Here is a 26,839-nt window from a genome sequence, read left to right on the forward strand (position 1 = left end):
ACCCAGCCATAAGCAAAGGGCACATCCATCAATCGGATGTGCCCTTTGAACTGCGTCGGGACGGCCGGATTCGAACCGACGACCCCTTGACCCCCAGTCAAGTGCGCTACCAAGCTGCGCCACGTCCCGATGCTCCCGCCGGCTTCCCCGCGACAGCCGGTACAGCCTACCGCACGATCTTTCCGTTGCCCGTATCCACCCCTCGGTGTCAGCGCCCACCCTCCCGGGCCAGGCCAGGAGGGTGGGGTGCGCTGAGGTTAGCCGTGGGCCTTGCCGCGACCGCCGGGCCCGACCTTCTTGCGGGGGCGGACCGAGATCTCGATCGGGCTGCCCTCGAACCCGAACTCCTCCCGGAGTTTGCGCTCCACGAATCGCTGGTAGCCCGCGTCCAGCGGGCCCGTGGTGAACAGGATGAACCGTGGCGGCGCCGCTCCCGCCTGGGTGGCGAAGAGAATCTTCGGTGCCCGTCCCCCACGCACCGGGTGCGGGGTCGCCTGCACCAGCGCCGTGAGCCACGCGTTGAGCTGCGCCGTCGGTACCCGGGTCTCCCAGCTGGCCAGTGCCCGGCGGAGCGCCGGGGCGAGCTTCTCCACCGCGCGGCCGGTCCGGGCGGAGAGGTTCAAGCGGATGGCCCAGGGAATGCGACGCAGTTCCCGCTCGATCTCCCGATCAAGGTAGTACCGACGGTCGGCGTCCACCAGGTCCCACTTGTTGAAGGCGATCACCAGGGCCCGGCCGGCATCGGTGACCATTGACAGGATCCGCTGGTCCTGTTCACTGATGACCTCGCTGGCGTCGAGCAGGACCACCGCAACCTCGGCGGCCTCGATCGCCGAGGCGGTACGCAGACTCGCGTAGTACTCGGTGCCGCTGGCCTGGCCGACCCGTTTACGCAGGCCGGCGGTGTCGACAAGCTGCCAGGCCTCGCCGCCGATCTCGACCAGGCTGTCCACCGGGTCGACGGTGGTGCCGGCGACCGCGTCAACGACTGCCCGGATCTCCCCGGAGAAGCGGTTGAGGAGGCTGGACTTGCCGACGTTGGGCCGGCCGACGAGGGCGACTCGACGCGGGCCACGCGGACGATCCTCGACGATCTTGGGTGCTTCCGGTAGCCGGTCCAGGATGAGGTCGAGCAGTTCGCCGGCGCCACGGCCGTGCAGCGCCGAGACCGGATACGGCTCCCCCAGGCCGAGCGACCAGAGCGTGGATGCCTCCATTTCGATGGAGCTGTTGTCGGCCTTGTTCGCCACCAGGATCACTGGCTTGGCGCTTCGTCGCAGCATCTTCACCGCTGCCTCGTCCACATCGGTGGCACCCACCACCGCGTCGACCACAAACAGCACCACGTCGGCGGTGGTGATGGCCGACTCCGCTTGGGCGGCGATGGCGGCGGCACGGTCCTTCGCATCCGGTTCCCAGCCGCCGGTGTCGACGACAGCGAACTGTCGGCCGTTCCACTGTGCGTCGTAGGGAACCCGGTCCCGGGTCACCCCGGGTACGTCCTCGACGACCGCCTGCCGACGGCCGATCAGTCGGTTTACCAACGTCGACTTTCCCACGTTGGGCCGGCCAACCACGGCCACCACCGGTTGTGGGGCTGTGGCCTCCTCGGCATCGGGTTCTGGGGCGTCCCATCCCACCCAACCGGTTGACTCGCTCATCGAGCCACACCCCGCTCGGCCAGCAAATCCTGCAGGCGCGCGACGACCTCGTCAATGCCGAGTTCGGTGGTGTCCAGCACCACGGCGTCCGGGGCTTGCGTCATCGGGTCGGCCTTGCGAGCCGAGTCCAACCGGTCCCGGCGGGCCAGGTCGGCGGCGGTCTGACCCACGTCGGTGGCATCCTCGGCGCTGCGTCGGGCGGCCCGGGCCGCCGCGGACGCGGTCAGGTAGACCTTCAGATCGGCGTCGGGGGCTACTACCGCGCCGATATCGCGCCCCTCGATCACGATCCGACCCACGGCGGTGGCGAGGTCCCGCTGCCGGTTGACGAGCAACGAGCGGACCGCCGGTACGGCGGCCACGGCTGAGACCGCCCCGGTCACCTCGGGTCCACGGATCTCCACCTCGATGGGTACGCCGTCCACGGTAACGCCGTATCCCTCGGGATCGGTGCCGATGCCGAGCTCGGTTTCCCCGGCGACCTTGGCCACGGCCGACGGGTCGGCCAGGTCAACTCCGGAGCGCAGTACCGCCCAGGTGACCGCCCGGTACATCGCGCCGGTGTCGAGGTAGCGGGCGCCCAGGGCGATCGCGAGTCGCCGGGAAACGGTGGACTTACCCGAACCGGACGGCCCGTCCACAGCGACCACGCAGCGCCCGGTCCGTACGTTTTCCTCCACCGCATTCCTCCTCAGTCCGTACCTCGCGGGTCCAACCCGCGAGCGGGTTTCCGCCCGCCGACAATCATGCCTGGCACGGTGCGGTCTCCTCGGGCCGCACCTTCGGGAGCGACCGCCTTCGCGCAGCGGGCCGCACGGAGCTTACCGGCTGCGGTACCCGCCACCGCCGGCGTCAGTCGCCGACCGCCTTGAACAGCGCGGCGACCTCCGCGTTGGTGAGCCGACGGGTGCGCCCGGCGCGGAGGTCCCCGAGCCGGATCGGCCCGATCGAGGTACGCACCAGCCGGGACACCGGGTGGCCGACCGCATCGAACAGGCGCCGCACGATGTGCTTGCGTCCTTCGTGCAGGGTGACCTCCACCTGGGCGGTTTTGCCCAGCGTGTCCACCACGCGGAACGCATCCACCGTCGCGGGACCGTCGGTCAGCTCGACGCCGGCGGCGAGGCGCCGGCCCAGCGACCGCGGAATCGGGCCGGACACCTCACACAGGTACGTCTTGGGCACCCCGTAGGAGGGGTGCATGAGCCGGTGCGCGAGCGTGCCGTCGTTGGTGAGTAGCAGCAGGCCCTCGCTGTCCGCGTCGAGCCGTCCGACGTGGTAGACCCGCTCTTCCACCCGGTTGCCGAGGAAGTCGGCGATGGCGGTCCGGCCCTTCTCGTCCGCCATGGTGGAGACGACGCCCCGGGGCTTGTTCAGGGCAAGGTAGACCAGGCGGGTGTCGGCCTGGAGGCGCTCACCGTTGACGTAGATGGTGTCGGAGGTCGGATCGGCCCGGTCACCGAGCTGGGCAACCCGGCCGTTCACTGTCACCCGCCGGCGGAAAATCAGGTCTTCGCAGGCGCGTCGAGATCCGACACCGGCGGCGGCGAGCACCTTCTGGAGGCGTTCTGGGCCGGTGTAGACGGGCGCGTCGGGCTTCGGGGCGCGGTTATCGCGAGGCATCGGCGAGGTCTTCCACATCGTCGGGGAGGAACGGAGCGAGCGGCGGCAGGTCGGTGATGCTGTCCACGCCGAGCTTCTCCAGGAACAGGGAGGTGGTCCGGTAGAGGTGGGCACCGGTTTCCGGTTCGGTGCCGCACTCCTCCACCAGCCCGCGGGAGACCAGGGTACGGATCACCCCGTCGCAGTTCACACCGCGGATGGCGGAAATCCGGGATCGGGTCACCGGCTGTTTGTAGGAGACCACGGCCAGGGTCTCCAGCGCGGCCTGGGTCAGCCGTACGGTCTGGCCGTCGAGGACGAACCGCTCCACGTACCCGGCGTACTCCGGCCGGGTGTACAGGCGCCATCCGCCGGCCGCTCGACGCAGCTCGAAGCCGTGCCCGCGGGTGGTGTAGCCGGTGGAGATGGTGTGCAGCGTCGCCCGGACCCGTTCGAGCGGCTGCTCCAGTACGTCGGCGAGGGTCGTCTCGGCGACCGGCTCGTCCACGACCAGGAGGATCGCTTCCAGGGCGCCCTGTAGCTCGGCGTCGTCGAGCACCAACGCGGGGGGTGGGGCCGGCCCCCGTTGGCGGGACCGCCCCCGATCGGGTACCGACTTCCGGCCAGCACCAGCACCAGCACCAGACGGTTCGGGGTTGGGTTCTCCCCCGCCCGACGCGGCAGCGGCTTGCGCCTCGACCGGTGTGGCCGATGTCTCGCGGTGGCGTTCCCATGGCGGGATCCACGCGGCGGCCTGGTCGGCCAGGGTGTCCCCGTGTTCCTTGTCACCCATCTCGCTCGTCCTCTGTCGTAGCCGGCCTTCCGCCGGGTGGCGCCGACCCTGCCGGGTAGGACCTGGTCGCCAGCTGCGGCGTTTCCTTCCCGGGCCCGGAATCGGCCGGCCCGGGATCGACCGGCCCGGAGTCGGACAGCCCGGAGTCGGACAGCCCGGAGTCGGACGGCCCAGTCCCGTCGGATCCGGCGGTGGAGAGGGTCCCCGCGTACTCGTCGATATCCAGGTCACCGCCGCCATCGGCGGGGCCGGTCCAGCGTACGGTCAGCTCTTCCAGGGCCTCTTCCTGGGCGAAGGCGACCAGCCCCTCCCGGTAGAGTTCCAGCAGGGCGAGGAAGCGGGCCACCACCTCGAGGAGGGCCTCGCAGTCCGTACAGAGCCCGGTGAAGGTGGCTGTGCCGGCCCGGCGTAGCCGCTCGGCGATGATCTCGGCGTGCTCTCGGACGCTGACCCGGATCTGGTGCACGTGCGCGATGGACACCTCGGGCGGCGGTTTCGGGGTGAAGACCCGGACAGCGAGGTCCCGTAGCCGCTGCGGGCCGATGCCGAACACCAGGTCGGGCAGGGCCTGGGCGTACCGTGGCTCCAGCGTCACCGCCCGGGGGTACCGCCGCCCACCGGTTTCCTCGAGTGCCGCGATGTGCGCCGCCGCCTCCTTGTACGCCTTGTACTGCAGCAGCCGCGCGAAGAGCAGATCCCGGGCTTCCAGCAGGGCCAGGTCCGCCTCGTCCTCAACCTCGGCGGCGGGTAGTAGCCGGGCCGCTTTGAGGTCGAGCAGAGTGGCGGCGACGAGCAGGAACTCGCTGGTCTCGTCCAGATCCCAGTGCTCACCCATTGCCCGCAGGTAGGCGATGAACTCATCGGTGACCTGGTGCAACGCCACCTCGGTGACGTCCAGCTTGTGCTTGCTGATCAGCTGTAGCAGCAGGTCGAACGGGCCGGTGAAGTTGGCCAACCGTACGGTGAAGCCGCTGGTCTCCTCCCCGCCACTGGCGGGGGTGCTGGCCCCGGAGGGCGTGGGCTGGCCGAGGGGCGGTGCGGTCACCGGCAAACCGTAGTCCACCACCTGGGCGCCCTACTCCCGGTCTACCGCTCCCCGTGGCTTCCGGTCTACCGCTCCGCCTGGGCGGCGATCACCTCGCGGGCGAGCTGCCGGTAGTTACGCGCGCCGGAGGAGGCCGGGTCGAGGGTGGTGATCGGCGCGCCGGCGACGGTGGACTCGGGGAACTTCACGGTCTTGGTGATCACCGTCTGGTAGACCTTGTCGCCGAAGGCCTCCACCACCCGCTGCAGCACCTGGCGGCAGTGGGTGGTGCGGCTGTCGTACATGGTGGCGAGGATGCCTTCGAGCTCCAGGTCGAAGTTGAGCCGCTCACGAACCTTGTCGATTGTGTCCAGCAGCAGGGCCACGCCGCGGAGGCTGAAGAACTCGCACTCCAACGGGATGAGCACGCCGTGGGAAACGGTCAGCGCGTTGATCGCCAGTAGACCCAGGGAGGGCTGGCAGTCGATCAGGATGAAGTCGTATTCCTTGCGGATGCTTTTCAGCACCCGCGCCAGCGCCATCTCCCGGGCGACCTCGTTGACCAGTTGGATCTCGGCAGCGGAGAGGTCGATATTGGCCGGAAGCAGGTGCAGTCCCGCCACATCGGTCTTGATCAGCACATCGTCGCAGGTGACGTCGTCCTGCATGAGGAGGTTGTAGACCGACAGGTCGAGGTTGTGCGGGTTGACTCCCAGACCGACCGAGAGGGCGCCCTGCGGGTCGAAGTCGACCAGCAGCACCCGGCGGCCATACTCGGCCAGCGCGGCGCCCAGGTTGATGGTCGTGGTGGTCTTGCCGACACCGCCCTTCTGGTTCGCCATCGCAATGATGCGGGCGGGGCCGTGTCGATCGGTCGGCATCGGTTCGGGGATCGGCTTCCGCGTCGTGTACGCGGCCGGATCTGCCGGACCAGGGTCAGTGCCGAGTGTGGACTGCTGCTCACGGAGCTCCGACGTCCAGGTCTCGGCACGGCCACCGTCGCCAACCATGTCTTCGTTGCCCCCTCCCGACGACCACACCGGCGTCGGAGCCGACCGACGTCCTTCGCGACGCCGTCGCGAATCCTGGCCGCGTCACTTCCGCCAGGTCCGCGCCGAACCCGACTGTACGCCACCGGCGAGCAGGCCGCTCAGCACCGGTCCGGCGTGTCACACCCATCAACCGAGTGCCCGCGGGTGGGCTGTCGCGTACACCTCACGTAGCCGTTCGACGGTGACCAGCGTGTACACCTGGGTGGTGGTGACCGAGGCGTGGCCAAGAAGTTCCTGCACCACGCGCACGTCGGCGCCACCGTCGAGCAGGTGGGTGGCGTAGGAGTGACGCAGCGTGTGCGGGGACACCGCCTGCGGCCCGACATCCGGCAGGCCGGCACGCCGGGCGGCACCGCGCAGGATGCCCCAGGCGCCCTGCCGGGACAACGGGCCGCCGCGGGAGTTGAGGAAGACCGCCGGGGTGCCTCGGCCGGCGGCGGCGAGGCCGGGGCGGGCGCGCACCAGGTAGGCGTGCAGCGCCGCCACGGCGTACCCACCGATCGGGACCAGCCGGTTCCGCCCCCCCTTGCCCCGCAGCAGTACCGCACCGGTGTCGGTGTCGAGGTCGTCCACGGCGGCGCCGACCGCCTCGGAGATCCGCGCGCCGGTGCCGTACAGGAATTCCAGCAGGGCCCGGTCACGCAGCCCGAGCGGCGCCTCCGCCCCGGTGGCGGAGTCCGGACCGACGGCGTCCAGCAGCTGGATCACGTCGTCCACGGGCAGCGCCCGGGGCAGCCGGCGGGGCGGGGCGGGTGGGCGGATCTCCCGGCTCGGGTCGGCACCGGTCAGGCCCTCGCGCAGCGCGAAGCGGTGCAGACCGCGTACGGCGCTGACGGCCCGCGCCGCGGAGGAGGCCGAGAGTGGCGGACGGTCCTCGTCACCGACGCGCAGCCGGGCCAGGTGGGCTTCCACCTGGCCCGGGGTGACCGATGCCAGGTCGGTCACCCCGTACGACGCGAGGGTGTCGAGGTAGCGGGCCAGGTCCCGCCGGTACGAGGCGAGGGTGTTCGCCGCGAGTCCCCGTTCAACGGCGAGGTGGTCCAGGTAGCCGCGGACGGCGCGGAGTAGGGCCGGCGCGGGAGCTGGCCCGGCCTCGGCCGCCATGGTTGACTCGCCGCTGGTCAGGCCAGCACCTTGGCCAGCGGCAGGGTGGCCATGCCGTGCGCGTCGGCGACCGGCCCGTAGACGACCTGACCATCGTGGGTGTTCAGACCCAGTGCGAGCGCGGGGTCCTGACGCAGCGCCTCCCGCCAACCGAAGTTGGCCAGTTCCAGGGCGTACGGCAGGGTCACGTTGGTCAGCGCGTAGGTGCTGGTGTGTGACACGGCCCCCGGCATGTTCGCCACGCAGTAGAAGACGGACTGGTGCACCGGGTACGTCGGGTTGGCGTGGGTGGTGGGACGCGCGTCCTCGAAGCAGCCCCCCTGATCGATGGAGATGTCGACCAGCACGCTGCCCGGTTTCATCCGGGAGACCAGCTCGTTCGAGATCAGGGTCGGTGCCTTGGCACCGGGCACCAGCACCGCGCCGATGACCAGGTCCGCGTCCACCACCGCCCGTTCGATCTCGTACGCGTTGGAGGCGACCGTCTGCAGGTGACCTCGGTAGATCGCGTCGGCCTGACGCAGCCGGGCCACGTTCTTGTCCAGCAGCAGCACCTCGGCTTGGAGGCCGAGCGCGATGGCGGCGGCGTTCATCCCGGAGACGCCGGCACCGATCACCACGGTCTTCGCCGCGTACACGCCGGAGACGCCGCCCATCAGTACGCCGCGTCCACCGCCTTGGGCCTGCAGGTGGTAGGCGCCGACCTGCGGGGCGAGCCGCCCGGCCACCTCGGACATCGGGGCGAGCAGGGGCAGCGACTGGTCGTGCAGTTCGACCGTCTCGTACGCGATGGCGGTGACCGCGCGGTCCAGCAGCGCGTCGGTGCACTCCTTGGAGGCGGCCAGGTGTAGGTAGGTGAAGAGGACCTGACCCGGCCGCATCCGGTGGTACTCCTCCGCGACCGGCTCCTTGACCTTCAGGACCAGCTCGGCGGTCTCCCACACCTCGTCCGCGGTGGGGAGGATCGTGGCGCCGGTGGCGGCGAAGTCCTCGTCACTGATGCTGGAGCCGAGGCCGGCGCCGGACTCGATGAAGACCTGATGGCCGGCGCGGACGAACTCGTTCACGCCCGGGGGCGTGATCGCCACGCGGTACTCGTGATTCTTGACCTCACGTGGGATGCCGACCTTCACGATGCAGACCCCCTTCTCCAGGGCCGCTGCCCCGGCTACTCGGCGCCACGGCGGCTCCGTTGCCGCAGTGCTCAGGTCCCGCCGGCGGAAGTCTAGGCCGGAGTTGACCGGCAGGGAGCCAGCACTGTGACATGTGGTCAGCGCTCCCGCTGACGATGTGTCAGGCCGGCGTGGCCGGCGGTCGGCGGTCGGCGGTCGCCCGTTTCACTTCCACCGAGCCGGGCCGGAGGGGCCGCCGGCGGATCATCCTGGCCCCCGGTTTCACCGTACGTGACGGAGGCCGTGCGCGGCCCCCGTCACGTACCGGCTCAACGTGGCAGCGGTGTCCCGGCCGGACGCAGCGCCGGCCAGCCGCCGTCCCGGGCGCGGGCGGCGGCGAGCAGCCCGGCCACCGTCGCGGCGTTGGTGATCTCCCCGGCCAGCACCATCTCCACCGCCTCGTCCAGGGCAACCCGGACGAGCTGCAGGTCGGCTTCCTCCTCGGCCCGGCCGTGCCGCCGGTCGACCGGCACCTCGGTGAGGTCGCGGGCCAAGAAGACCCGGACCAGTTCATTGGTGAAGCCCGGTGAGCTGTGCAGATCGACCAGGACATCGAGCCGACCCGCGTGCAGGTCAGCCTCCTCGGCCAGTTCCCGACCGGCGGCAGCGGCCGGGTCCTCGCCCGCGATGTCCAGCAGGCCGGCCGGCAGCTCCCACAGGTGCCGGCCGACCGGATGCCGATACTGCCGGATCAGCACCACCCGACCGGCCTCGTCCAGGGCCACCACCGATACCGCACCCGGGTGTCGGGCACAGTCCCGCACGGCGATGCCGCCACCGGGCATGGTCACCTCGTCGGTGACCACGTCGAAGATCCGACCCCGGTACCGCTCAACGCGTGAACGCACCTGGTAGTGGTGACCGGCCGTGCTCACGAGGTCGAAGCCGCCCGTGCCGTGGAGGTTCCGCCGTTGCTGGCTGCCTTCGTCGCCGCCGCGCCGTTCAGGTCGACCGGGAGCTGATCAGCCTGCGAGTACGTGAGAGCCGCCGCCACGAATGACGCGAACAGCGGGTGCGGGCGGGTCGGGCGGCTCTTCAGCTCCGGGTGCGCCTGGGTGGCCACGAAGAACGGGTGCAGGTCGCGGTCCAGTTCGACGAACTCGACCAGCCGGCCGTCCGGCGAGGTCCCCGAGATGTGCAGGCCCGCCTTGGTGAGCACGTCACGGTAGGCGTTGTTCACCTCGAACCGGTGCCGATGCCGCTCGCTGACCTCGGTGCTGCCGTACGCCTCGGCGACGATCGACCCCTCGGTGAGCGCCGCCGGCCACGCCCCGAGCCGCATGGTGCCACCGAGGTCGCCCCGGCCCGCGACGATGTCCTCCTGGTCGGCCATGGTGGCGATGACCGGATGGGTGGCTTCCCCGTCGAACTCCAGCGAGTTCGCACCGTCCAGCCCGGCGAGGTGACGGGCCACCTCGATGGTCATGCACTGGAGGCCGAGGCAGAGGCCGAGCAGCGGAACGCCGTTCTCCCGGGCGTGCCGGGCGGCACCGACCTTGCCCTCGATGCCGCGGACGCCGAACCCACCCGGGATGACGATCCCGTCGACCCCGGCCAGGGCGGCCGCGGCACCGGCCGAGGTGACACATTCGTCGCTGGGCACCCACTTCAGCCGTACCCGGGCACGGTGCCCGAAGCCGGCGGCACGGATCGCCTCACTCACCGACAGGTACGCGTCGGGTAGGTCAACATACTTGCCCACGAGGGCGACGGTGATCGTGTGCCGGGGCTGGTGCACCCGCTCCAGCAGGTCGTCCCAGCGAGCCCAGGCCACGTCCCGGAAGGAGAGGCCGAGCCGACGCACCACGTACGCGTCGAGGCCCTCCCGGTGCAGCACCTTCGGGATGTCGTAGATGCTGGGTGCGTCCGCGGCGGCGGTGACCGCCTCCAGGTCAACGTCGCAGTAGAGGGCGAGCTTCTGCTTGACCTTGTCCGGGATTTCCCGGTCGCAGCGCAGTACCAGTGCGTCCGGCTGGATACCGATGCTGCGCAGCTGCGCGACCGAGTGCTGGGTGGGCTTCGTCTTCAGCTCGCCCGACGGCGCCAGGTACGGCACCAGCGAGACGTGCAGATAGAAACAGTTGTCCCGGCCCAGGTCGTGGCGGATCTGCCGGATCGCCTCCAGGAACGGCAGCGACTCGATGTCGCCGACGGTCCCGCCGACCTCGGTGATCACGACGTCCGGCACCTGGCCCTCGCCGTCCGGTTCGGCCATCCCGAGCACCCGCGACTTGATCTCGTTGGTGATGTGCGGGATGACCTGGACGGTGTCCCCCAGGTACTCGCCGCGCCGCTCCTTGGCGATCACGTCCGAGTAGATCTGCCCCGTGGTGACGTTGGCCTTCCCGGACAGGTCCCGGTCGAGGAACCGCTCGTAGTGACCGACATCGAGATCGGTCTCGGCGCCGTCCTCGGTGATGAAGACCTCACCGTGCTGGAACGGATTCATCGTCCCCGGGTCCACGTTGAGGTAGGGGTCGAGCTTCTGCATCACCACACGCATGCCACGCGCGGTGAGCAGGCTACCGAGGCTGGAGGCAGTCAGGCCTTTACCCAACGAGGAGGCGACGCCCCCGGTGACGAAAATGTGCCTGGTCGTCCGTACTGAAGGGGCCAAGGCCTGCTCCCGTGTCGTCTGTCGCGGTCGTGCAGACCGCCGTGCCGATCAGCAGAGTGATCACGCGATCCACGGGATTCCACGCTAACACCCCACCTGCTTCCGCCGCCCGGCGCACCCACCAGCGGCTTCGCCGACGCTGCCGGGTCAGAACGTCGTGACCTCGTCCGATGCGCGAGCCGTCGGGATCTTGCCGGCGGCCGGGCCGGCATCCCATCGGTCCACCGGCGCCGCACCGGCGGCACCGCCCCCGGACGGCCCCGGTCGGTCGGCCGAACCGACGCCCCCGGGTGGCGAGCCAACCGGGCCGCCTTCGCCGCCGGGGCCATCCGAGCGCCGATCTCGGTCCGGCCCACCACCGGAGCCGGTCGAACCCGCCGGGCCGCCGTCCCCGCCGGGTGTCGGACTGGTCCGGTCGGTGGAGTGGTCCAGTACCCGCAGCGCGGCGAGGGCCGCCATCGGCACCACCACGGCGGTCGCTGCCCCGGCGACGTCCAGCGCCACCCCACCCAGCAGTCCGCCGAGCGCCGCCGCGACCGCGGTGCCGGTCATCGCTCCCCGAACCGCCGGGTAGATGCCGAAGAGCCGCCGCAGACCGCCCCACTGCTGCAGCAGGGCGAACCACACCAGAAGCACACCGGCCAGGGCCAGCACCGTCAACGAACTATCAACGAGCGTCTCCAGGTTGGCGGTGCTGGCCCGGTGGACAATCAGCCCCCCGGTCCCCTCGCCGACCGCGGCCAGGAACCGACCCAGATCGCCTCGCTCGCCGGTCGGGCGGTCGAGGTCGACCAGGGCGAAACCCACCGTCACCGCCAGCCCAGCCATCGTCGCCCAGGCCAGGCGGGTGAGCGTCAACCAACCGCTGGCGCTGATCGCCGCGGCGAGGCTCACCCCGGCGGTCAACGCGACCGCGCCGGTGGAGTCGGCACCGAGGTAGGGGCTGCCGACCAGCACCACGGCGGCCCCGCCGACGGCCACGATCGCCACGGGTCGCCGGGAGCGGCGAACCCGCTGGGCGAGCCAGCCGGCCAGGAGTAGCGCCCCGGCCAGTAGCACCCCAAGCCCCACCGTGCCTAGGCCGACGAACCGGCCCCCGTCCACCGCGGAGTAGCCCACGACACCGTTGAGCTGAAGGTGGGCGCCGGTCAACACGTCGGCACCAACCGTCAGCGTGGCCAGGAACGCCACCGCGCCCAGCGGCCCAAGGGTGCTCCCGTAACCGGGCAGGAACCGGACGAGCGCCGTCGCGGTGCCGATCAGCGCGAGAGTGACCCCGGCGAAGAACCACCCGGGGTGCGCACCACGCCACCACGGGACCAGATCTGCCACGAGCGCGGCCGGCAGGGCGAGCGCCGCCGCGACGAGCAGCAGTTCCACCACCGCGACGATCCGCCGGGATACCGGCTGGGGACCGTACGGGCCGGCGTGCCGTCGCGCCCGGCGCAGCAGCGGTAGCACGGCCACCCCGAGGAGCACCTGCGCGGCGACGAGCAGCCCGAAGAACCAGCCGGCGACGCGGCGCTGCGCTGCGGCCTCCCGGTCGGCGTCCACCGGGCCGGCGATCGCGGTGGCGAGGTCGGCCGGCCGGCCACCGACAGACTCGGCGGCCCGCCCCAGAAACGGATGCTCGGGCAGTGGCCGGCCCAGGGCGGTCAGCGCGGTCGGTGCCAGGTCAACCAGTTGTAGATAGCCCGGACGGTCGGTGGTCGGCGAGGTCAGCCAGCCCCGCTCCCAGCCGGCGCCGTCGGCGACCGCGACGTGCAGCCGGGACGGCTCCTCGGTGTCCGCCACCCCGGCGACGATGACCAGGGAGCGGGGCGGGCGGGCGGCCAGCACCCGGGCCAGTCGCGCGTCGGCCACGCGGGCCGCAGCCGCCCGGGCCGCCGGATCCGCACCGTCGACGGCGCCGAGATCAACGATACTGAGCACGCACGAGCGCAGAAGGTCGGTTGGGTCCGCCGGCAGTTCCGGCGCGTACCGGTCCACCCGGCCGAACGGCCGGGCAGCGGCCACCGCCGCGCCCGGGCCCACCGCCACCGAGCAACGCACCGACTCCGAAAGCGACCCCGGCACGGTCCCCCAGGAGAGCCGTTCCTGGTTCGACAGGACGGCATCCTCCTGGTCCGGCAGGTTCGCACCGATGCCGTCCGGCCGTTCCACGACGACATCCGTGGGTGGGCAGGTGCCCTCCGGGCGCTGACCCGGCCAGGCGGCGAAGCTGCCCGCCCCGAGAGTCAGCCAGCCGTCCACCGGACAGGTGGGCCGGTGGGCGGAGCGCACCGCCAACGACCCGATCGAGCCCTCCTGCGCCAACCGCCACAGCGTCGGTGTCGTCTGCGCGTCCACGTCTTCCCACCGCAGCCCGGCAACCCCGGCCAGGACCACGAAATCGGCGGTCCGCTCCGGGGAACGGGCCGCCGGCCGGGCGGCCAGCGCGGCCACACCGAGCGCCACGACGAGCAGGGTCAGCAGGGCGGGGGTGAGTCGGCGCAGCATTACCGCTCTCCCGTTGACGGTGCATCAGCGTCCGGGATGGTAGGGCCGGCCAGATCCGGGGCAAGCTCGGCGTAGAGGGCGACGAGTTGGGCGCAGGTCTCCGCCTCGGTCGGCCAGGTCGCCGCTTGCCCGCGAGCCCGTTGACCCAGTTCGGCTCGCCGAGCCGGGTCATCCAACAAACTAGCGACGGCGGCGTCAACCGCGTCGACATCACCCGGCGCTACCAGGATGGCCGCGTCGTCGACCAACTCCGGCAGGCCGCCAACCGCCGTCGCCACCAGCGGCACACCGACCCGCATCGCCTCCTGCGCGAACAGCTGCCGGGCCTCCCAGTCACTGGTGACCACAGCGATGTCGGCACCGGCCAGCAGGTCGGCCACGTCGGTGCGGTGCCCGAGCAGGGTCACCGGCGCCCGGGCAGCGGAGATCCGGGCCGCCAGTTGCAGGTACGCGGGTCCGCTGCCGGCGATCACCACGGCCGGCAGCGGGTCGCGGGTCCGCCACCGGGCAGCGGCGTCAACCAGGAGGTCGTACCGCTTCTGGGGATGCAGTCGGCCAACCGACAGGATCAGCGGCTGGTCGCTACCGACGCCGAACTCGGCGCGGACCGCGTCGCGACGGCGGTGCGGCTCAGGCAGCGGCGGCGCGGCGACCGGGGCGAACCGGGCGTCCGGCGCACCCACCGCGGTGGCTCGCGCGACCAGGTCGGCCGAGGCACCGAGGGTCACTCGAGCACCACGGGCAACAACCCGCTCGACCAGGCGGGATGCGCTGCCGCGCAGGCCACCGCTGAGGACGGCGTTGTGCCAGGTGACCACCAGCGGGGCGGCCGGCCGGGCGACGACGGCGACCAGACCGGCGCGCAGCCCGTGCGCGTGCACCACGGCGACCGGCTCGGCGGCGAGGGCCCGGCGAAACGCGGTCACCGCCCGCAGGTCGGCGGGGGTCGGGCTGGCCGGGATCTCCACCGGCCGGAAGCGGGCACCGGCACCGGTGAAGTGGAACTGCTCTTCGGTCGCGGCCGGGCCACAGACCAGCACCGCGATGCCGGCGCTGGTCAACCCGGCGGCCAACGACCGGACGTGCTGCCCCACACCGCCGGTGCTCGAGGCGAGCAGCAGGGCGATCGTGCCGGCCCGGCCGGCCCGTGGGCTCGGTACCGTCACCGGGACACCGTCTCCTTCCCGTCGCCCCGTTCCGGGGGGACACCGTCCTTACGCTGCCCGCCGGTCGGGGTGGGCGACCGCCTCCCGCGGGTCAGCCCGAGCCGTCGCCGCGCTCCGACGAGCAGTGGTCGTACGTCCGGCCGATCCAGTACCCAGACCACCGCGAGGAACACGACACCGACCACGACACCGGACAGCATGCCCTGTACGAGGGCCACCGGTGCGCCCGGGGTGCCGTCGGTGGCCGCCAGCAGCGACCGCGCCACCGCCCAACCCGCCAACGCCGCCAGCCCCCCGCCGATCAGGCCGGACGCCCCGGCACGGCCGACTCCGGCGAGAGCGGTGGCGCCGGCGGTCCGTCGGACGGCGAGCACCAGCAGGGCACCGAGCACCGCCATCCCCACCGAGTTCGCCAGGGTGACCGCCGGCACCCGGTCCCGCAGCGGCAGCGCAGCGCTGAGCAGCAACGCCGCGGCGGGCACCACGAGGAAACCGACGGCGATCGCGCCGGTGGCCGCCCGGGCCTGCCCCCGCGCGTAGAGGGCGCGGCTCAGCACGGCAAAGAGCCCGTAGCCGATCAGGCCGGGCGCGAAGCCGGCGATCCCGGCAGCGGCGGTCGCCGCCGCGCCGCGGACGAGGAAGAAGTGCCCCACCGGCACGGCCGTGCCCACCAGGACGGCCGCACCGAGGCAGCTCAGCAGCAGCACTCCCCGGGTGGCCGGGGCCAGCGTCGCCCGGTAGGCCGCCTCGTCCCCGACGGACCCGGCGGCGGCCAGGCTCGGATAGGCGGCTACCGCCAATGGCACCGCCAGCACCGCCCACGGCAGCAGGTAGACCGTCTGGGCGAGCTGGAACGCGCCGAGGTTGCTGACCGCGCCGTAGGAGACCTGGTTGAGGCTCACCACGAGCGCTACCTGCTGCGCGGTCACCGTCACCGCGCCGGCCACCGCGAGTCCACCGACCCGGGTACGGGCGTCGGCGGGGAAGCGGAAGCCGAGCACCGGTGCGTATCCCAGCCGGCGGAACGGGATCAGCAGCGACAGGGAGAGCACCGCCACTCCGGTGGTCGTTCCCACCGACAGCAGCAGCTCCCCGCCGCGGCTGACGCCCGCCACACTGGCCAACCGCCCCTCTGCGACGGTGAAGCCCAGATAGACCGCGATGACAGTAAGGCTGGACAGCAGTGGGGCGATCACCGGCCAGGCGAACCGGCGGTGCGCCTGGAGAACCCCGGTGAGCACAATGCCGACCCCGTACAGCGGCAGTTGTGGGGCGAACACCCGCAGCATCCGCTCGCCGCTGGCCTGCTGGGCGGGGTCGAGTCCGCCGCCCAGCAGCTCCACGATCGGGCCGGCCAGCAGCGCCACCGCCAACGCGAGTGGCACCAGCAGGGTCAGCACCCAGGTGAGCAACGCCCCGGTGGTCCGGGCAACCGTTCCCCGGTCCGCCGCCGCCACCGGAGCGGCCAGCAGTGGCACCACCAGGCTGGCGAGGGCACCGCCGGCGACCATCTCGAAGATCACGTTCGGAGCGGCGTTCGCCACCACATACGTGGCACCAAGATCGGTGGGCGCGAGCGTCCAGGTGAACACGGCGGTACGACCGAAGCCGGCCAGCCGACTGACCACGGTGAGTACGGCGATCAGCGCGGCGGCCCCGGCTACTCGGCCGGCGGCGGCGTACGGGGCCGGTGTCGTCACGTCAGTCGGCGCGGCGGCCCAGCGCGTCCAGCTCGCGCAGCACCGGGGTCTGCTGGATGACCTGGGTGAAGCTGATCCGCTCGCTGGCGGCGGTGAGCCCGGCGAGGACGGCGAGCAGGGCGGCCCGGCCGGCCGGTCCGGTGCGAGCCGCGAGCGTGACGCCGAGCAGCGCACCGAGCGCGTTGGCGCCGCTGTCGCCGAGCATCACCTCCTCGTCGAGGTCCGCGGGGAGTAGCCCGGCGGCGGCGCCAGCAGCACCGGCGACGATCCCGCCGGGCGGGCTGGTTACCAATGGCGCGCCGAGCAGAAGCCCGGACTTCACCGCCCGTCCCGGCCGCAGGTCGAGCAGGTTGATCAGGTTGGCGGTGCCGGCGATCACGCCCGCACCGAGGAGGACGTCCACGCCCCGGCCGACCGCGCCCTGCCGCTGCCGACGCGGATGTCGGGCGACGGCCGGGTCACCGCCGAGCAGCGCGGCGGCGGCCAGCCCCGCCGCGCCCACACCGACGACCTTGACCAGGCCGGCGGTGATCCGGCCCTCGCGCAGCGCGGCGAGGTGCCCGGCGAATCCCTTGGCGGCCTTCTGCTCCGGCCGCGCGCCGACCACGTCGTCGTAGAGCCCCACCGCCCCGGCGCCGAGGCCGGCGACCAGGGCAGCCCCACCGGCAGCGGCCCCCGGTGCGCCGGCGGCACCGGCGACGGTGGCACCGGCGGCGAGCGCCGGCCCGGCCGCGAGGGTCACCGACCGGCCCCGAAAGTTCGTCCGCTCCAACGCTGGGCCCGCCGGTGAGGTCCGCACCCCATGCAACGCGTAACGGGCGACGGCGGCGCCGGCACCCGCGACGACGAGTCGACCAAACCACCTCACGCCGACTCCCTCCGGTTGGCGGGCCAGGACCTGATGTTGATCGTCACGATCATTGGGGCAGTCTAGGAACCAGCGACGCGGCGTTGTCGCCGACACCATAGTGACCCGCGTTGTCCTCGCTGACCTGCTGCACCAGGGCGAGCGCGGTGACCAGCTGTCCCTGGACGGTGTTGGCGTTGTCGACCGTGGAGATCTCCCCGGCCAGCACCGCGTCGCCCCGGACGAAGGCCACCAGGTTCCCGCCTTGTGAGCCGTTGCCGCCGACCACGGTCGCGCCGGTCCGATCGAACTGCTCAGTGACCTTCACCACCGACTCGTCCTTCTTCGAGGAGTCCTTGTCCGAGTACGGCGGGCCGCTGACGATCACGACCGCCTCCGCCGACTGGGTGAGCCGCTCGGACGTGGTGAGGTAGTTGGCGTTGGTGTAGGCGGCCAGCACGGCCCGCCGGTCGGCCTCGCTGATCGGCGTCGCCTCCGGCGTCCCGTCCAGCAGCACCGTGGCCAGCAGAGCGCTGGAGGTCTCCACGCCGTGCCCGTTGCCGGGCAGGTTGGTGGTCGGCGCGTTGGTGGGACGGGCCGCGGTGACCGCCAGTTCCAACAGGTCGTTGTTGTTCTCCGGGTTGATGAACTTGTCCTGCAGGTCGACCCGGCCGACCACGTCGGCGTTGCCGAGCTGGAGCATCTTGACCACGCCATCGGTGTGTTTGCGCCCCGTCGGCAGGCTGAGCACCAGCACCCGCTTGCCGGTGAGCCGGCCCGGCAGTGTCACTGCGGCCAGCTCGGCGGCGAAGTCATCCTCGCGGGTCAACTCCTCCTCGAGGTTGTTGACCGCCTGACGCCACACCTGGTTGTCCTTCCGCAGCTCGTTGACGTTGTCATTGAGGGCGTCCGCCACCGGCCCGTTGAGCGCGGTGGTGCCAACCACCAGGCCGATCGCCAGCGCCAGGAAGACCGCGGTCAGGGACACCACGTGGTACCGGAAGTTGATCACACCTGCAGCCTCTTTGTCGGGTGGACCGGCGTCAGAAGAGCCGTTCCAGCTGGAACACAAAATTGTTCCACCACTCGGAGACCACACCCAGGTACGCCTTGCCGACGGTGGAGACCGCCACGGCCGAGGCCATCGCGGCAATCGCGGACAGCACCAGCAGCAGCAGTGAGGATCCGGAGATGCTCTGCCGGTAGAGCCGACTCACGCCCTTGGCGTCAACCAGCTTGCCGCCGACCTTCAGCCGGGTGAGGAAGGTCGACGCCATCCCACCCCGCCCCTTGTCCAGGAACTCGACGAGCGTGGCGTGCGTGCCGACCGCCACCAGGAGCGAGGCGCCCTTCTCGTCGGCGAGCAGCATCGCCAGATCCTCGCTGGTGGCTGCGGCGGGAAAGGTGACCGCCGGGACCCCGAGGCCATTGACCCGAGCCAACCCGGGTGCCCGCCCGTCCGGGTAGGCGTGCACCACGACCTCCGCGCCGCACCGCAGCACGTCGTCGGTCACCGAATCCATGTCACCGATGATCATGTCGGGCGGATAGCCGGCCTCGACCAGGGCGTCCGCCCCGCCGTCAACGCCGATGAGCACCGGCTTGAACTCCCGGATGTATGGGCGCAGCACATCCAGGTCGGCCTTGTAGTCGTAGCCGCGCACCACGATCAGACAGTGCCGGCCCTGAATCTCGGTGCGGATGTCCGGAACACCCACCCCGTACAGCAGCAGGTCGCGCTCCTGCTTCAGGTAGACCATGGTGTTCGCGGCGAACGCCTCCAGCTGGACCGAAAGCCCCTCCCGGGCATCGGCCATCGCCTTCTCGATGGTCTCCGCATCCTGTAGATCACCGTGGGCCACCGGCTCGTCGCCCAGATAGACCGTGTTGCCCTCGATCCGGACGGTGTCGCCCTCCTGGATCCGTTCGAAGACTCCCTCGCCCAGGTCGTCCAGGAGCGGGATGCCGGCCTCGATCAGCACTTCCGGGCCCAGGTTGGGATAGCGGCCCGAGACCGACGGCTTGGCGTTGAGGACGGCCCCAACACCGACCGCGACCAGCGAGTCGGCGGCGACCCGGTCCAGGTCGACGTGGTCGATCACCGCGACGTCACCGGGACGAAGCCGGCCAACAAGACGTTTGGTCCGACGATCCAGGCGGGCGGTGCCGCCGGCCCGGCCCGGCTCGGCGGTTCGGGTCCAACGCAACGTGGGTAAACGCATCGTAATCATCCTGGCATGTGAAGCGGGCGACCTTCACGCGACATGCCTTGCGCGAGCCGCCAGTCCAGAGAAGCACACTACGGCTCGGAGCCGCGTGCCGGTGACGCTACCCGAGAGGTGTTACACCCGTCGCTCCCGCGTCGCCACGGCCAGTAACTCCTCGGCGTGCGCGATTCCCAGGTCCGAATCCGGCAATCCCGCAAGCATACGGGCGAGTTCCCGCGCCCGTTCGGTGTCCTCGACCACCCGCACCCCACTGGTCGTCACCGCGCCACCAGTGTCCTTCGCCACCACCAGGTGCCGGTTGGCGAACGCAGCGACCTGGGGCAGATGGGTGACGACAAGCACCTGGTGGCTGCGAGCCAGCCGGGCCAGCCGCCGGCCGATCTCCACCGCGGCCTGGCCACCAACGCCGGCGTCAACCTCGTCGAAGACGAGCGTCGGTGGTCCGCCCGAGCCGGCGAAGACCACCTCGATGGCGAGCATCACCCGGGACAGCTCACCGCCGGAGGCACCCCGCTGCAGCGGCAGTGCCGGCGCACCCGGATGCGCCAGCAGGCGCAGCTCCACCTCGTCGCCGCCGTCCGGCCCGATTCCGACCTCGACGCCGTTGACCGAAAGGCCGGGTTCGGACTTCCCCACCGGGCGGGGCAGCACCCCCACCTCGACTCGAGAGTGCGGCATGGCCAATCCCGCCAGCTCGGTGGTGACCTGGGCCGCAAACCGGGTCGCTGCCTCCTGCCGCGCCACCGACACCCGACCCGCCAGCTCGGCCACCTCGCCGGCCAGCCGGGACACCTCCCGGTCCAGCTCGTCGAGCAGCTCGTCCGAGGAATCCAGGTCGGACAGTTGAGCCCGGGCCCGCTCAGCCCAGGCGATCACCCCGTCGGTGTCGTCGGCATACTTGCGGGTCAGCGCACGTAACGCGACCCGCCGCTCGTAGACAGCCTGCAACCGCGCCGGATCAGCGTCGAGCCCGGCCAGATACGTCGACAACTCCGCGGAGACATCTGCGACCAGGGTCGCCGCCTCCTCCAAGCGCGTTGCCAGCTCCCCAAGGGCAGGGTCGGTGCCGGACTGCCCATCCAACGTACGGCGGGCGGTGCCGAGTAGCGTCATGGCATCCGCGGTGTCCTCGGCGGCCTCCATCCCCCCGGCCACGCACTGCTGGGCCAGCCGCGCCGCGGTCCGCAGCCCCTCGGCGTGCTCCAGCCGCTGCGCCTCCGCCTTGAGCTCGTCGTCCTCGCCCGGCTGCGGGTCAACCTGGGTGATCTCGTCGAGTCCGAGGCGCAGCAAGTCGGCCTCCCGATTCCGCTCCCGTGCGGTTCGGCGCCGGCTGGCCAGGTCATCCACCACCGAACGCCACCGCGAGTGCACCTCGCGCAACGCGTCGAGCAGCTTCTCGTGCTCCGGACCGGCGAACCGGTCGAGCGCGGCGCGCTGCTCGGCCGGGCGCAGCAACCGCAGCTGGTCGGACTGGCCGTGCACCGCGAGCACCTGCTCACCCACCTCGGCGAGCATCGACACCGGCATGCTCCGGCCGCCGAGATGGGCACGAGAGCGGCCTTCTGTGGTGACGGCGCGGCTGAGCAACACCGAACCGTCCTCGTCCGGCTCACCGCCCGCGTCGATGACGCGAGCGCACACGGTCTCGGCCGCCCTTCCGGCCAGCCGCAGCCGACCCTCGACCACGGCGCGGCCGGGCTCGGCCCGCACCCGCCCGGCGTCGGCGCGCCCGCCAAAGAGTAGGCCGAGACCGGTCACCACCATGGTCTTACCCGCACCGGTCTCACCAGTGATCACGTTCATACCGCCGGTCAGCGGCAACGTCGTGTCCTCGATGACACCCAGTCCGGTGATGCGTAGCTCTTCCAGCACAGCACCTGACAGTAGACGCGGTGCCCGACGCTTGACCAGCCGACAGCCGCACGCACAGGCCATCAACAGCTCAGTGTCGGCTGCCCCGCCAGCCCTGCACCGGCAGATCGAACTTGGCCACCAGCCGGTCGGTGAACGGCCGGGCTGTCAGCTGCACGATCCGCACCGGCAGGGCCCCGCGCCGCACCGTCACCCGCGCGCCCGGCGGAAGGTCGTACACCCGCCGGCCATCGCAGCAGAGCACCGCGAGACTGGTAAAGGGGTCTACGGTGATGACGAAGGTGGACGTGGGCGCGGTGACCAGCGGCCGGCTGAAGAGCGCGTGCGCGCTGATCGGCACCAGCAACAGGGCCTCCACCTCGGGCCACACGACCGGGCCACCGCCGGAGAACGCGTAGGCCGTGGAGCCGGTGGGAGTGGCGCAGACGACTCCGTCACAGCCGTAGCGGGACAGCGGCCGCCCATCAACGTCAACGAGGAGCTCGAGCATCTGGGCCCGCTCCCCCTTCTCGACGCTGATCTCGTTCAACGCCCAGGACTCGATCGTCGGTCCACCCTCGAACTCGGCCGTCACATCGAGCGTGAGTCGTTCATCCACCGTGTAGTTACGACCCACCACGTCCCGGACCACCGAGTCCAGATCGTCGATCTCAGCCTCGGCGAGAAAGCCGACCCTGCCGAGGTTGATCCCGAGTAGTGGCACCTTCGCCGGCCGGGCCAGCTCGGCGGCCCGCAGAAACGTGCCGTCCCCACCCAACGCGAAGACGATCTCGGCGCCCTCCGCGGCTTCCGGACCAGTTACCGGAACCGCCCCGGGAAGGTCGAGATCCTCGGCCTCCTCGGCGAGAACGCGAATAACGAAGCCGGCCGCGATCAGATCCCCGGCCACTGCCCGTGCGTGTTCGGTGCTGCGCCGCCGCCCGGTGTGCGTCACCAGCAGCGCGGTCCGGTTCACCACGCCCGCCGTACCGTCTGGGGCCTGTCGTCGGCCCCGCACGCCACCGGGCTCACCCGCCCGCTCACCCCGCTACCTCCTCCGTCGCCATGCCGGACCGACCGCCGGTGGCCCCGGCGGTCACCACCGTCCGCACCCGCTCCGGGTCAGCCGCAGGCGCGTCCCGGCGTAACCATACGAAGAACTCGACGTTTCCGCTGGGCCCCGGCAACGGGCTGGCACAGACGTCAGCGAGACCCAACCCGAGTTGGGCCGCCGCACCGGCCACATCCAGCACCGCCTCGGCCCGCAACGCTGAATCACGCACCACGCCCCCGGCACCGACCCGATCGCGCCCCACCTCAAACTGCGGCTTCACCATCAGCGCCAGATCGCCGTCCGGTCGGGTACAGGCTGCCAGGGCCGGCAACACCAGCCGCAGGGAGATGAACGACAGGTCGGCGACGGTAAGGTCAACCGGCCCATCGATGGCCGCTGGGGTAAGGGTGCGCACGTTGGTCCGCTCGAATACGCGTACCCGATCGTCGTTGCGCAGTGGCCAGGCGAGCTGCCCATACCCGACATCAACCGCCACCACCTCGGCCGCGTCGGCGCGCAGCAACACGTCGGTGAACCCACCCGTGGAAGCACCGGCGTCGAGGCAGCGCCGCCCGGCGACGGTCAGCCCACCCGGGCCGAAGGAGGCCAGGGCACCAGCCAGCTTGTGCCCGCCCCGCGAGACGTACTCCGAGGCCGGATCCGCCCCGGTGACCAGCAGCGGATCGGCGGGGTTAACCAGCGCGGCAACCTTTCGGGCCGGGACCCCGCGTAGCTGAACGCGGCCAGCCTCCACCAGGGCGGCCGCCTGCTCGCGCGAGCGGGCCAGGCCACGGCGGACGAGTTCCGCGTCCAACCGGGTGCGACGTGCCATACCTGTATCTCCGGCTCTTAGGACTGGTCAATGCTGGCGAGGGTTTCCCGCAGCGTGTCGTATGCCGCCTCATACTGCGCGATCTGGTCCGCCAGGGGCAGTCCCGCGGCGTTGACCATCGCCTGCACGGCGGCGTCAACCGCCGGGTTCGGCGCCGCCGTATCGCCCCCGGCTTTCCCGGCGGCGAGCCCAGCCGGGGTCGCTGGTCGCGGCGCCCCCGAACCACCAGCTAGAGAAACGCCCTGCGCCGGACCGGGGCGGGGCAGGCCGGTCACGGCCGCCCGCCAACGGAGCCCGACCGGCGGTGGTCGGCACTCACTCCGGGCCGCCCGGCTGCTGCTTACGCGGCGCCCTCTTCACCGACCGCGGTGCCGCCGACATCTCCGTTGCCGGCCGGGCGGCCACGGGCTTTCCTGGCGCCACCTCTTTCGCGACCCTCTTCTTCACGACCGCCTGCTTCACGACCGCCTGCTTCGCGACCGTCTTCTTCACGACCGCCGGCTCCGCAGCGCTACCCGGCGCGATCGGTTGCTCGGCATCCACGGCCGCCACGGTGCCACCGGCGGCGAGCGCCACCGGCGATCCGTGTGGTGCCTCCCGAAGCTGCCGCTCCAGCTCGCGTACCCGCCGGGTCAGCTCGGTCACCTCGTCGGCGGTGGCGAGGCCGACAGCGCCGAGCGCCCGTTCGACCTCGAACCGGACAAGTTTGGTCAGCGCTGCCCGGTTGGCCGCACTGGTGGAGACCAATTCCTCGGCAAACGCCTGAAGCTGGACCGCGGTAGCGCCGCCAGTGCCGACCAGCCGCCGCGCCGTCTCCTGGGCCTTCCTCCGGGGCGCCTCCGTCAGGCCCATGGCCAACGCAAGGTAGGAGCGCCACGCGTCCTGCATGCCTGAGTCCTTCCGCGAGAGGGGATGTGCGGTCCTCACGCTACCGGCGTGGCCAGGCCGCCCGTGCGGTACGGTGCCGGAGAGTGGTGTGGCGAGTTGTGGAGGCGATGTGGCTAGCGTTGACGAGTGCCGGCAGGCGTTGCGGGACCTCACCACTCGGCTGAACGGCAACGCCGAGGCGGTGCGCGAGCACGTCGGCCTGGACCGGACGCTGGCCTGCCGCATCACCGACCTGGACGCCGCGTTCCACGGCCGGCTCACCGACGGCCAGCTGACCGACCTCGCCGACGGTGACGACCCGAAGGCCAAGATCACCCTGAGCACCACCAGCGAGGACCTCCTCGCCCTGGTCCGCGGGGAACTGGACATCACCCGCGCGGTGGCGTCCCGACGGGTCTCCATCAAAGCCAACCCGTTCGACTTGATCAAGCTGCGCAAGCTGCTCGGGTCGACCTGATCACGGCCCTGTTCACCAAGCCCTCGTGCCGGAGCTGCTCAGCCGGACAACAGACCGAATGTCGCGAGTGCCCGCTCAGCCGCCGAGGAGACCGCCCGCACCGGGGATGACCGCGCGGTGGACCACGCCACCGCACAGAGCGCCGGCAGCGCGTCCAACGGGCGGCCCGCACCAGACAGCTCCAGCCGGCCGTCGCGAACCGCCGCGGACCACCCGTCGCCCTCCGCCGGACCCGGCACCCGCACCACCGCGGCCGGCTCAAAGAGCCCCGCCAGGTCCACCGACACAAACGTCGGCCGATGCTCCGGCGCGGCAGCCAGCAACTCGGCCACGTCGCTGACACCAGTCAACACCAACAAGCTGTCCAGCCCCGCCCGGACCGCGCCCTCGATGTCGGTGTCCAAGCGGTCACCGACGACCAGGGCACGCCCCCCGCTGGCCCGCCGGGAGGCAGCGACGAAGAGCTCCGGAGCGGGCTTACCCACGACCAGGTCCGGGTCCCGACCGAGCGCGATCCGCACAGCGGCGACCAGGGCGCCGTTGCCGGGTAGTGGACCCCGCTTGCTGGGCAGCGTGCGGTCGGTATTGGTTGCGATCCAGGTCGCCCCGCCGCGAATCGCCGCCGTTGCCTCAGCCAGGTCAGCCCAGCCGACCTGCGGACCATAACCCTGGACCACCGCGACCGGCCCATCCTCGGCCCGCTCGACCGGGGTAAGCCCAGCGGCGCGGATCTCGGCACGCAGCGCCTCCGCCCCCACGACCAGGATCTGCGTCCCCGCCGGATGCCGCTCGCGGAGCAACTGCGCGGTGGCTGCCGCGGAGGTCAACACCTCCTCCGGGCGGGCAGCGATGCCCATACCGGTGAGCAGGTCGGCAACCTCACTGGACCGACGAGACGCGTTGTTCGTGGCGTAGGCGACCGCCCGCTCTTCGGCATGCAGCTGGCGCACCGCCTCGATCGCCCCGGGGATCGGCTGGTCCACCAGGTAGACCACCCCGTCCAGGTCAAAGATGACCAGGGCGTACCCGTCAACCAGCCGACCTGCCCCGGTCAGCGTCACTTCCCGGTACCCGCCTCATCGCCGACAACCGGGACTTCCGAGTCGCCACCGGACCGCTGCGTACTGAGGCCGCTCGGGTCACCAGCACCGTCATCCGGGGTGTCGTCGGCACCGTCGTCGGAGGTGTCGTCGGCACCGTCTCGGGCCCCGGTCGACTCAGCATCGGGCGCGTCCCCGGCAGCGGGTTCAGCATCCGGCTCTTCCGACCCAGCGCCGAGGGCATCTGGGCCGGCGGCGACGTCCTCGACCTCGTCCTCGTCGTCGCCCTCGATCATCACCCCGTCGAGCTCCAACAGGCGCTCGGCCGCATCGGTTGCTCCGTCAGTGTCGACCTCCGCCGCACGGGAGAACCACTCTCGGGCCTCCTCACGCCGGCCCACCGCGAGCAGCGCATCCGCGTACGCGTACCGCAGCCGTACCGTCCATGGCTCCGTCGCCTCCCCGGTCAGCTCCGGCACCTGGAGCATCGCCACTGCGGCATCCTTCTGGCCCAGGTCGCCCCGTGCGCCAGCAGCAACGATCAGCAGCTCCCCAGCGACCGCGCGGTCCAGTTCCTTCCGGTCCGCGCCCCGGTACAGATCAATCGCGCGCTCCGGACGGCCGAGCGCCCGCTCGCAGTCAGCGAGCACCGCAAGGTGACTCTGCAGGCCGGTCATCCGGTGGTACGTCCGCAGTTCGGCGACCGCCGTCTGCCACTCACCAGCGTGGTACGCGGCGAGGCCGACTGCCTCACGGACGGCAGCGATACGGGCGGCGAGCCGCCGGGCGGCGAGGGCATGCGCCAGCGCCTCAGCCGGGTCCTCGTCGATCAGCTGACCGACTGCAACCAGGTGCCGGGCCACCTTCTCGGCGGTCGGCTTGGCCAGGGCGAGCAGTTCGGCACGAACGTCCTTGTCCAAATCAGTGGCGACGATCTCCTCAGGAAGCTCCGGTCCTACCGGGGCGTCAGGCTCAGACCGGCGCTCCGCACGACGGTCACGGCCCCGGTAGTCACCCTCACGGCGCTCACCATCACGGTCACCGCCACGGTAGCCGCCCTCGCGGCGGTCACCGCCACGGAAACCGCCCTCGCGGCGGTCGCCGCCACGGAAGCCATCGCGGTCACCGCCACGGAAGCCACCCTCGCGACGGTCACCACCACGGCGCTCACCATCACGGTCACCGCCCTCACGACGGTCACCGCCACGGAAGCCGCCCTCACGGCGCTCACCACCACGGAAGCCATCGCGGT

Annotated in this window: 24 protein-coding genes, 1 tRNA gene and 1 pseudogene; 2 read left to right on the top strand and 24 right to left on the bottom strand. The window is 71.6% G+C overall.

Translation table 11 applies throughout. The features are described 5' to 3' along the window. Positions 1-55: 55 nt before the first annotated feature. From SALPAC6_RS0108810 to SALPAC6_RS0108915, 22 genes are all read right to left on the bottom strand, one after another. Positions 56-129 (bottom strand) — tRNA-Pro (locus SALPAC6_RS0108810). 128 nt (positions 130-257) lie between these two features. Next, positions 258-1,661 (bottom strand): ribosome biogenesis GTPase Der, encoded by a 1,404-nt coding sequence (der, locus tag SALPAC6_RS0108815; RefSeq protein WP_018253055.1) that lies wholly within the window; start codon positions 1,659-1,661, stop codon positions 258-260. Further along, on the bottom strand, positions 1,658-2,341 hold the full coding sequence (cmk, locus tag SALPAC6_RS0108820) for a (d)CMP kinase (protein WP_018253056.1): 684 nt from the start codon (positions 2,339-2,341) through the stop codon (positions 1,658-1,660). Before cmk ends, der begins: the two co-directional genes overlap by 4 nt. Before the next feature lie 172 nt (positions 2,342-2,513). After that, on the bottom strand, positions 2,514-3,284 hold the full coding sequence (locus SALPAC6_RS0108825) for a pseudouridine synthase (RefSeq protein WP_018253057.1): 771 nt from the start codon (positions 3,282-3,284) through the stop codon (positions 2,514-2,516). Beyond that, complete coding sequence (gene scpB / locus SALPAC6_RS0108830; RefSeq protein ID WP_018253058.1) at positions 3,271-4,056, bottom strand: SMC-Scp complex subunit ScpB; 786 nt, start codon at positions 4,054-4,056, stop codon at positions 3,271-3,273. The genes SALPAC6_RS0108825 and scpB overlap by 14 nt, the downstream gene beginning before the upstream one ends. Further along, positions 4,049-5,122 carry a segregation and condensation protein A gene (locus SALPAC6_RS0108835; protein WP_018253059.1) on the bottom strand — a complete coding sequence of 358 codons (1,074 nt, stop codon included), beginning with the start codon at positions 5,120-5,122 and terminating at the stop codon, positions 4,049-4,051. The genes scpB and SALPAC6_RS0108835 overlap by 8 nt, the downstream gene beginning before the upstream one ends. Positions 5,123-5,166: 44 nt before the next feature. Next, positions 5,167-6,090, bottom strand: a complete 924-nt coding sequence (locus SALPAC6_RS0108840) for a ParA family protein (protein ID WP_018253060.1) — start codon at positions 6,088-6,090, stop codon at positions 5,167-5,169. 168 nt (positions 6,091-6,258) lie between these two features. Beyond that, positions 6,259-7,236, bottom strand: coding sequence for a site-specific tyrosine recombinase XerD (locus SALPAC6_RS0108845; RefSeq protein WP_018253061.1), 978 nt, complete (start codon positions 7,234-7,236; stop codon positions 6,259-6,261). Between the two features lie 17 nt (positions 7,237-7,253). Beyond that, positions 7,254-8,369 (bottom strand): alanine dehydrogenase, encoded by a 1,116-nt coding sequence (gene ald / locus SALPAC6_RS0108850; RefSeq protein ID WP_018253062.1) that lies wholly within the window; start codon positions 8,367-8,369, stop codon positions 7,254-7,256. Positions 8,370-8,677: 308 nt separating this feature from the next. Beyond that, the gene (locus SALPAC6_RS0108855; protein ID WP_018253063.1) at positions 8,678-9,283 is read right to left on the bottom strand and encodes an NUDIX domain-containing protein; all 606 of its coding nucleotides are present in this window, start codon (positions 9,281-9,283) and stop codon (positions 8,678-8,680) included. Then, on the bottom strand, positions 9,280-11,025 hold the full coding sequence (locus SALPAC6_RS0108860) for a CTP synthase (protein ID WP_026189457.1): 1,746 nt from the start codon (positions 11,023-11,025) through the stop codon (positions 9,280-9,282). Before SALPAC6_RS0108860 ends, SALPAC6_RS0108855 begins: the two co-directional genes overlap by 4 nt. 147 nt (positions 11,026-11,172) lie before the next feature. Continuing rightward, entirely contained in the window at positions 11,173-13,524 is a 2,352-nt protein-coding gene (locus SALPAC6_RS0108865; protein WP_018253065.1) for a hypothetical protein, read from the bottom strand. Further along, positions 13,524-14,690, bottom strand: coding sequence for a glycosyltransferase family 4 protein (locus SALPAC6_RS0108870; RefSeq protein ID WP_018253066.1), 1,167 nt, complete (start codon positions 14,688-14,690; stop codon positions 13,524-13,526). The genes SALPAC6_RS0108865 and SALPAC6_RS0108870 overlap by 1 nt, the downstream gene beginning before the upstream one ends. Further along, complete coding sequence (gene murJ / locus SALPAC6_RS0108875; protein WP_018253067.1) at positions 14,687-16,390, bottom strand: murein biosynthesis integral membrane protein MurJ; 1,704 nt, start codon at positions 16,388-16,390, stop codon at positions 14,687-14,689. The genes SALPAC6_RS0108870 and murJ overlap by 4 nt, the downstream gene beginning before the upstream one ends. A gap of 1 nt (position 16,391) precedes the next feature. Next, a complete protein-coding gene (locus SALPAC6_RS0108880; protein ID WP_018253068.1) occupies positions 16,392-17,258 on the bottom strand; it encodes a hypothetical protein in 867 nt (288 codons plus the stop codon). A gap of 49 nt (positions 17,259-17,307) precedes the next feature. Next, a complete protein-coding gene (locus SALPAC6_RS0108885) occupies positions 17,308-18,249 on the bottom strand; it encodes a copper transporter (RefSeq protein ID WP_018253069.1) in 942 nt (313 codons plus the stop codon). Positions 18,250-18,280: 31 nt separating this feature from the next. Beyond that, positions 18,281-19,459 carry a putative cytokinetic ring protein SteA gene (steA, locus tag SALPAC6_RS0108890; RefSeq protein WP_018253070.1) on the bottom strand — a complete coding sequence of 393 codons (1,179 nt, stop codon included), beginning with the start codon at positions 19,457-19,459 and terminating at the stop codon, positions 18,281-18,283. A 120-nt stretch (positions 19,460-19,579) separates the two neighbouring features. Continuing rightward, the gene (gene recN / locus SALPAC6_RS0108895; RefSeq protein ID WP_018253071.1) at positions 19,580-21,337 is read right to left on the bottom strand and encodes a DNA repair protein RecN; all 1,758 of its coding nucleotides are present in this window, start codon (positions 21,335-21,337) and stop codon (positions 19,580-19,582) included. 70 nt (positions 21,338-21,407) lie between these two features. Beyond that, on the bottom strand, positions 21,408-22,334 hold the full coding sequence (locus SALPAC6_RS0108900; protein ID WP_018253072.1) for an NAD kinase: 927 nt from the start codon (positions 22,332-22,334) through the stop codon (positions 21,408-21,410). Between the two features lie 22 nt (positions 22,335-22,356). Continuing rightward, positions 22,357-23,202: a TlyA family RNA methyltransferase gene (locus SALPAC6_RS0108905; RefSeq protein WP_018253073.1), complete on the bottom strand. Its 846-nt coding sequence runs from the start codon at positions 23,200-23,202 to the stop codon at positions 22,357-22,359. Between the two features lie 17 nt (positions 23,203-23,219). After that, entirely contained in the window at positions 23,220-23,477 is a 258-nt protein-coding gene (locus tag SALPAC6_RS0108910) for a hypothetical protein (RefSeq protein WP_026189459.1), read from the bottom strand. A gap of 40 nt (positions 23,478-23,517) precedes the next feature. Continuing rightward, positions 23,518-24,090 carry a phasin family protein gene (locus SALPAC6_RS0108915; RefSeq protein ID WP_018253075.1) on the bottom strand — a complete coding sequence of 191 codons (573 nt, stop codon included), beginning with the start codon at positions 24,088-24,090 and terminating at the stop codon, positions 23,518-23,520. A gap of 109 nt (positions 24,091-24,199) precedes the next feature. On the opposite strand from SALPAC6_RS0108915, the gene SALPAC6_RS0108920 reads away from it, so the two are divergent. Beyond that, on the top strand, positions 24,200-24,547 hold the full coding sequence (locus SALPAC6_RS0108920) for an SCP2 sterol-binding domain-containing protein (protein ID WP_018253076.1): 348 nt from the start codon (positions 24,200-24,202) through the stop codon (positions 24,545-24,547). A 38-nt stretch (positions 24,548-24,585) separates the two neighbouring features. Here the strand turns inward: SALPAC6_RS0108920 and SALPAC6_RS0108925 are convergent, their stop codons facing one another. Then, positions 24,586-25,608, bottom strand: coding sequence for an HAD-IIA family hydrolase (locus SALPAC6_RS0108925; protein WP_018253077.1), 1,023 nt, complete (start codon positions 25,606-25,608; stop codon positions 24,586-24,588). Further along, positions 25,605-26,450 (bottom strand): hypothetical protein, encoded by an 846-nt coding sequence (locus SALPAC6_RS0108930; protein WP_018253078.1) that lies wholly within the window; start codon positions 26,448-26,450, stop codon positions 25,605-25,607. The genes SALPAC6_RS0108925 and SALPAC6_RS0108930 overlap by 4 nt, the downstream gene beginning before the upstream one ends. Between SALPAC6_RS0108930 and SALPAC6_RS29365 the strand changes: the two are divergent. Next, positions 26,439-26,839: pseudogene (locus SALPAC6_RS29365) on the top strand (hypothetical protein); the annotation flags it as partial. The gene SALPAC6_RS0108930 and the pseudogene SALPAC6_RS29365 overlap by 12 nt on opposite strands.

The sequence above is a fragment of the Salinispora mooreana genome (genome assembly GCF_000379065.1).
In the GTDB taxonomy this organism is placed as follows: domain Bacteria; phylum Actinomycetota; class Actinomycetes; order Mycobacteriales; family Micromonosporaceae; genus Micromonospora; species Micromonospora mooreana.

Excerpts from the sequence above, each read along its gene's own strand:
- der (WP_018253055.1), bottom strand. The coding sequence starts at position 1,661 with ATGAGCGAGTCAACCGGTTGGGTGGGATGGGACGCCCCAGAACCCGAT.
- SALPAC6_RS0108825 (WP_018253057.1), bottom strand. The coding sequence starts at position 3,284 with ATGCCTCGCGATAACCGCGCCCCGAAGCCCGACGCGCCCGTCTACACC.
- scpB (WP_018253058.1), bottom strand. The coding sequence starts at position 4,056 with ATGGGTGACAAGGAACACGGGGACACCCTGGCCGACCAGGCCGCCGCG.
- SALPAC6_RS0108840 (WP_018253060.1), bottom strand. The coding sequence starts at position 6,090 with ATGGTTGGCGACGGTGGCCGTGCCGAGACCTGGACGTCGGAGCTCCGT.
- SALPAC6_RS0108845 (WP_018253061.1), bottom strand. The coding sequence starts at position 7,236 with ATGGCGGCCGAGGCCGGGCCAGCTCCCGCGCCGGCCCTACTCCGCGCC.
- SALPAC6_RS0108865 (WP_018253065.1), bottom strand. The coding sequence starts at position 13,524 with ATGCTGCGCCGACTCACCCCCGCCCTGCTGACCCTGCTCGTCGTGGCG.
- steA (WP_018253070.1), bottom strand. The coding sequence starts at position 19,459 with ATGCGTTTACCCACGTTGCGTTGGACCCGAACCGCCGAGCCGGGCCGG.
- SALPAC6_RS0108905 (WP_018253073.1), bottom strand. The coding sequence starts at position 23,202 with ATGGCACGTCGCACCCGGTTGGACGCGGAACTCGTCCGCCGTGGCCTG.
- SALPAC6_RS0108915 (WP_018253075.1), bottom strand. The coding sequence starts at position 24,090 with ATGCAGGACGCGTGGCGCTCCTACCTTGCGTTGGCCATGGGCCTGACG.